Below are 6,684 nucleotides of genomic sequence, written 5' to 3' on the forward strand. Positions count from 1 at the left end.
GGGTTCCCTCGATTGATATTGTTACCCCCAATGGCAAGGGCTTATCACACAATAAATATAACGACTTTAATATTGGCAATGCAGGTATGATTTGGAACAATCATGCGCAAGAAGTGGGGCAATCGCAATTGGGGGGCATTATGCCGGGCAATCCGCATTTGCGTGTTACCGGTTCAGCGAAGGTTATTTTAAATGAAGTGACCAGCGTCAAGCGCAGTGCGCTTCATGGTCCAGGAGAGGTTTTTGGGAGCCCCGCCGATGTGATTATAGCCAATCCCAATGGGATAAGCTGTGATGGTTGTGGCTTTATCAATACGCCCCATGCGACCTTAACCACAGGTGTTCCCGAAATTGATGCGAGCGGTTTTTTGAAAGGCTTTGAGGTGCGAGGTGGGGATATCACCTTTGGTGCAAGAGGAGCCAATTTTTTCTCAGGTCAAGGGGCTGTTGATATCGTCGATATTGTCTCACGCACAGTGCATTTTGAAGGAGCTGTTGCGGGCAAGGAGATTGGTGTGACAGCAGGGACGGGTCACTTTGATTATGCTTCACGGGAAATGAAAGAGCTAACTGATATTACTGGTAAACCGGAATATGCGATAGATGGTTCTGCTTTGGGGGCTCTACAGGCGGACAGAATAAAACTTGTGGCAACAGAAAAAGGTGTTGGGGTTCGCATGCGCCATGATATGGCAGCCAATGCGGGGCAGTTGCATCTTTCTGCTGACGGGAAAATCTCCCTGAAGAATGTTTTTGGTCATGGGGGCGTTGTCCTCAAATCGAAAAGCCAGAGCGTATTGGCAAAACACATCACCTCGAAAAAGCATATTGATATTGCAGCACATAAGGATGTGACGTTAGAAACGGTTGGCGCTGATGGTCATTTAAAAATAGAGGCGCAGGATGGGCTTTTATCGATTGCAGGCAAGGCAACCTCTGGGGGCAATATGGAGCTGTCTTCGCGCCAGACACTTCAAGTTTCAGGGCTAGGGTCAGGCGCTGATATGGCTCTTGAATCGGGCGGAGACTTGAAGCTTGAGGGGATTGTTTTAGCGCAAGGGAACCTCAAGGCGCACGCCGGTGGTGATATACAAGCGCAGCTTTTAGCTGGTGGGGTTGATATGGCGGCAACGGGTGCTTCTGGTGTTGTTGTTCTTGGCACCCAAGGGGATGTTGATCTCCAGAGCAGTCAAGGTGCGATTGTTGCTGAAAGTGTTTATGGGGCAGGAGATATCACCCTGATTTCTCATAACGGGCTTTCTGTTTCTCAAACAATTCTGTCGCATCAAAATGTTGCCATTCAAGCACAACCAGAAACAAATGCTCCCGTTCATTTTAGACAACTTTTAGCCTATGGTAAGGTAAATATTGAGGGCGGGGCGGTTGACTTTTCTTCGCTGATGACGGGTGAAAAAGCTGTTTTAAAGGTTGGCAGCCTTGATGCTGGCACACTGATGACAGGTGTCGTTTCTACGGGCGGTTCAGGGGATCTTGTTTTAGATAAAAACGGCTTTCTTTTGATTACAGCAAAAGAAGGGGTGAAGGTTGGTCAGATTGCCAGTGGTGGCAATATTGAAATTTTTGCAGGCAACGACATCTATTATGATCAGGTCATGGGCTATGGCAGTGCAACATTGACATCGGTATCTGGAGAGATCAGTGTTGAGAATGTGCTGTCTGCTGAGGGGGATGTGAGATTGACGGCAACAACTCTCGATTTAAGCAATAATCGTTCTCATATTTACACGCCGCAAACGCTGTATTTAATTGCAGATCATATTGATGTCTCAGAGAGCGAATTAACTTATGGCGGTTTAGACTTTCAAAGCACCAATGCCCTTGATATTCACCATGCGCGGCTACAAGCCGTGACAGATCAGGGAGGGACTGGAGATATTCTCTTTATTGCTCCAAGCGTTATGGTGGATCAGGGCAGCTCTGTTTTAGCGGCACGAGATTTCGTGATCAAAACGGGGGAGCTTGGAAATAGCGGTCAATTGGCAGCAGGGCATGATTTAGTCTTTAGCGTGACGGGCAATGTGACCAACAACAAAACGGGCTTAATTTATGTGAAGGGCAATGGTGCTTTACAAGTTGATGGTGCTTTGCTCAATGATTTTGGCACCATAATGACAGAAGGTGATTTATCTTTCACCAATGCAGCTGGCAGCGGAAAAAGCCTTTCGCTTGTGAACAAAGCAGGCTTTATTCAAGCTGGTGGAAACTTAAATATCCAAACCAACACCCTGAAAAACGAAGCTGATAGCACGCCTGTCATCATGGAAAAAACGGAATATAGCGATATTTCTTTCCAAAGACCAAAGGGTTCTGATCAACTCAGTGATGGGATGTTATATCAGGAGGACCCCAATCTTTGGGGAAAGGGGCACGAATATCAAGAAGATAAACTAATAGGAAAAGGGCATGTAGAACTTTTTTTGGATATTCCACTTTGGGCGAGCAAAGAAGGAACCTATGGCACTGCAATTTCAAGCGACGGAACAGTCTATAAGGCATTTACTTGGAAATATATTGACGAAAGAGACTCTGTAGAACAGTATTCCTGGAATGGTTCTCGGCGGAAGGAAGGATGGTTTGGGTCAATAAACGAAAACTGGTCACATATGACAGAAAAGACTGTCACACAAGCATTTTCGCATAAACCAACTGTTTCGGGGGTAATACAATCTAGTGGCAACCTCATCATTAACGCTGATACCATTGACAACCATTATAGCTCTATGAGAGCAGGGGGAAATGCCAATATCCACGCCAATGTGCTCACCAATTTGGGGGCAACAGCTTATAAAAACACTTATCTTGGTTGTCAGGCTTATACAGACAGTTGTTATGGCTATAAAGCTGATGGAAGCCGCGATGTTTCTTTAGATATAGCCAATGGCAAGGATCGCCAGATTGGTTCAGAAGCTTTGGAGAGCGTTCCTGGTCTTGTCCAAGCGGGTGGCACTTTAAATCTGGTGGTCGATCAACTCAATAACACGGCAGCGGAAGGTTCGATTACAGGGGATACGCATTTTAAAGCACAAGCAGTTGAAGGCAATCCACTGGAGTCCTTAAGTGGTTTAACCGGGGCTGGCGCTCTCTTTACACCAAAAGTGGATCTCAATAATGCAGGGGAACTTTCTGAGGGGCTCCCTTTACCAAAACCCCAATCGGGTGGGGTTGGTGGTACGCTGCCCAACCAGAATTTCCTTTATGAAACGCGGGCAGAATTCCTTGATGTTGGCAAGTTTTATGGCTCAGCCTATTATTTGAACAGAATTGGTTACAATCCTGACAGAGAGATTTTTTTCTTAGGCGATGCTTATTTCGAAAAGCAGCTGATTGAGAAACAAATGCGTGATCTGGTTGGTCAAGGTTTGGGCAAAGGTTCCTTTATTCCTGGAAGTGATGCCATTGAACAAGTCAGAACTTTGCTGGATGTCGGGGCAGACTATGCAAAAGCCCATAATCTCCCTTTTGGTGAGGCTTTGAGTGAAGAACAATTGGCGTCCCTAGAAGCCCCGATGGTGATTTATGTGCGCCAACAGGTCAAGGGCATGGATGTTTATGCACCGGTGCTTTATATCCCTGAAAAAGACAGAGCCTCCTTTGTTTCTGCTGGGGCTTTGATCATGGGCGATGATGTCAATATCACCAGCCAGAATACGAGCAATTCAACGATTATCAATTCAGGGCGGATTGCGGCAAACCACCAATTGCATGTGCATGGTGGGGATATCCTCAGTCAAGGGGGGCATTTTGTGGCGGGTGGTGATGCTGTTATCCTTGCGGAGAAGAATATTCGTTTAGATGCAGGGCGCACAACGGTTGACGGCGTGGAGACCGTTTTAAACACCGAGGCGCTTTTTGCTGGTGGTAATGCAACGGTGATTGCTAAACAAAATATCACAGCCTCAGGGGTGGGGATCACTACCGGAGGTGATCTTGCCATGGCTACAGAAGAAGGTAACTTGACGATCGGTTCAGCAGAAACCCATTACCATGATGAGCAGGGTGATGCTACCATGCATCATAAATCAGAAGTCAACTCTGGAGGCTCAACAACGCTTTCCTCTGGAAAAGATTTGAATATCTTAGGCTCTGATGTTCAAGCAACGGATAATCTTTCCTTACAAGCTGAGAGGAATGTTTCGATTGATGCTACACGCAACAGCATGGACAATCAGAATGGGAGTGAAACATCTCATGTTGCTTTACACAATGGCTCTCATTTAAGTTCTGGAAAAGAGACCACTGTTCTCTCTGGAAAAGATATCCATATTGCTGCTTCCGATATAGATGCGAAGGGCAATGTTGCTCTTGGCGCCCAAGGGGAGGTAACAATAGGGGTAAGAAACGATGAGATGGAATATCATCTTCGCACCAAAAACACGAAAGTGGACATGCAAGCCTCTCATGCCGTTGGCTCTTCGATAAAATCGGGAGGTGACACCACTGTCATTGCAGGGCAGGATGGCAAACCGCATGATCTTAGCATCACAGGCAGTTCCATTGCGGCTGATGGCAAGGTAGGGCTGAAAGCCAGCAACGATGTCCTGATCAATAATGCAGAGGATAGCTTACATTATGAGATGTCGTACCATAAAGACGGTGGGGTGTTTAGTAGCAGTAAATCTGAGCATAACAAGATGGATGTGCGCCAAGTTGTGGGGTCAAGCATAACAGGGGGTGAAGGCATTGCCATTGACTCAGTAAACAACACGGAAGTTGTAGCCTCGACGCTCGTAGCCGGTAAGGCAGAGGAAACGTCAGGAGAGAAAGCACCAGGAGAACAGAAACAAGCGGATATTACCATTCACTCTGGGGGAAAGATTACTATCAAAGGCGCCCAAGAACACTTGGATCAGCAAGCACAATCGTCTTCAAGTGGCTTTTTGCATGAGAAATCGTCCGATACATCTCAATCGCATACCACGACGGTCTCCTCTATCCTTGGGGCAACGGGCAACATCGTGTTAGACGCACAAGGAGAAGCCAAGATTTCTGCTTCTCATCTGCTTTCCGGTCAAGATATCAATGTGAGCGGAGAAAGTGTGACGATTGATGGCATGACAGATCATCATAAAAGCCATTCAGAGGAGCATGAAACAGGTTTTGGTGTGGGATCAGGCAAGGGCTTTGTGTCGATATATGGGAGTGAGGGAAAGACAGAAAATGAAGAGAGTTTTGAGCATCAAGGTTCTTCTCTCAATGCGGATGGTACGATCAACATCACTGCCAAGAAAAAAGATGTGAAAATTGTTGGCTCTGATCTTGCAGGGGAAAATGTTAATCTTACCGCAGCTCGTGATGTCAATGTGTTTGTTGGTCATAATAGCCATTCCTCAAGCTCAAAGGAAGAACGCACAGGCTTTGGCATTCAGTTTGAAAAGAGTAACAGCGGTGCTTCTGTAGGTGTTGGAATTGCAAGCGCCAAAGATACGGGCGATCAATGGGAAACCACTTCCACACAATCACACATCACGGCACGCCAAGATGTGCAGATTACTGCTGACAATGATGTAAATATGCAAGCAGCCATTGTTTCGGCGGATCGTGATGTCAACATGGATGCTGGCAATAATATCACCCTATCAGAAAGCTATGATACCTCTAACGCAAAAGAAAAGCATGAAAAGTCTTTTGCTGGTGTGACAACTTCCGTTGATATCGGTGTCCTTGGCACGGTACAAGGCTTAAAAGATTCAGCGGACCGCATGAACAATAAGGATGGCAATAACACCGTTATTAATGGCATACTGACTGGCATGAAAATCAATCACCTCTTTAATAAAGGAGAGAACTTTATTAATTGGCTGACTGGCAATACGGGGGAAAAGGGGAACACAACCAAAGGACTGAGTAGCTCATTAGGAGGGGTGGGGGGCTCCACCAAGGATGCTCTTGCCAATCTGGCTGGTGCATCTGGCAGTGTAACCGTGGGCTTTAAAACTGAGAAAACAGAAGCTTCTTCTCAAGTCTCCACAGCGGTGACAGATAGCATAGAAGGCGGACGCGCTGTTAACATGCAAGCCCACAAAGGCAGCATTCATGGTGTTGGCGCTGATATTATCGCTGGTACCAATCCAATCTATGTGCTGGAAAATGATGCACAGAGCGGAAATATCACTATGGAAGCAGGTGAAGATATCACCTTTGAAAGTGCACAAAACACGCAAAGCACACAAAACAGCAGTGAAAGTGCTTCAATGAGTGTTGGCACCGGTTATGGCACGGGTGGCGCAGGGGCAACGGGCAGTGCTGCTTTTAGTCAAGGGGAAGGTTCCAGTGAGGAAGTTCAACACAAAAACAGCCATATTATAGGCACCGGCACCGTTCATACCACGAGTGGGGCAAACACCACATTGGCAGGCGCCGTGGTTTCTGGAGAGCGTGTAGAAATGGAAGTAGGGGGTGATTTTGCCATTACCAGCCGCAGTGATACGGGACAAACTTCCAGTAAGCAAAACTCTGTTTCTGTTGGGTTTGGTGCTGGACAAACGGGTGGTGGGGGCTCCATGAGTGCCTCTTTCCAAAAGGATAAATCCTCTAGCGATTATCATAGTGTTGTGGAACAATCAGGCATCAAAGCGGGTGATGGCGGCTTTAAGATCAACGTTAAAGACAAAACAACGTTGACCGGAGGACTTATTTCCAGCACAGCCTCGGCGGACAAAAACA

1 protein-coding gene is annotated in these 6,684 nt (G+C 46.6%); it reads left to right on the forward strand.

The genetic code is table 11. The features are described 5' to 3' along the window. A partial coding sequence (locus PVV57_RS09425; protein WP_273783960.1) for a hemagglutinin repeat-containing protein occupies window positions 1-6,684 on the forward strand: 6,684 nt, incomplete at both ends.

Source organism: Bartonella sp. AU15XJBT (assembly GCF_028618615.1).
Lineage (GTDB): Bacteria > Pseudomonadota > Alphaproteobacteria > Rhizobiales > Rhizobiaceae > Bartonella.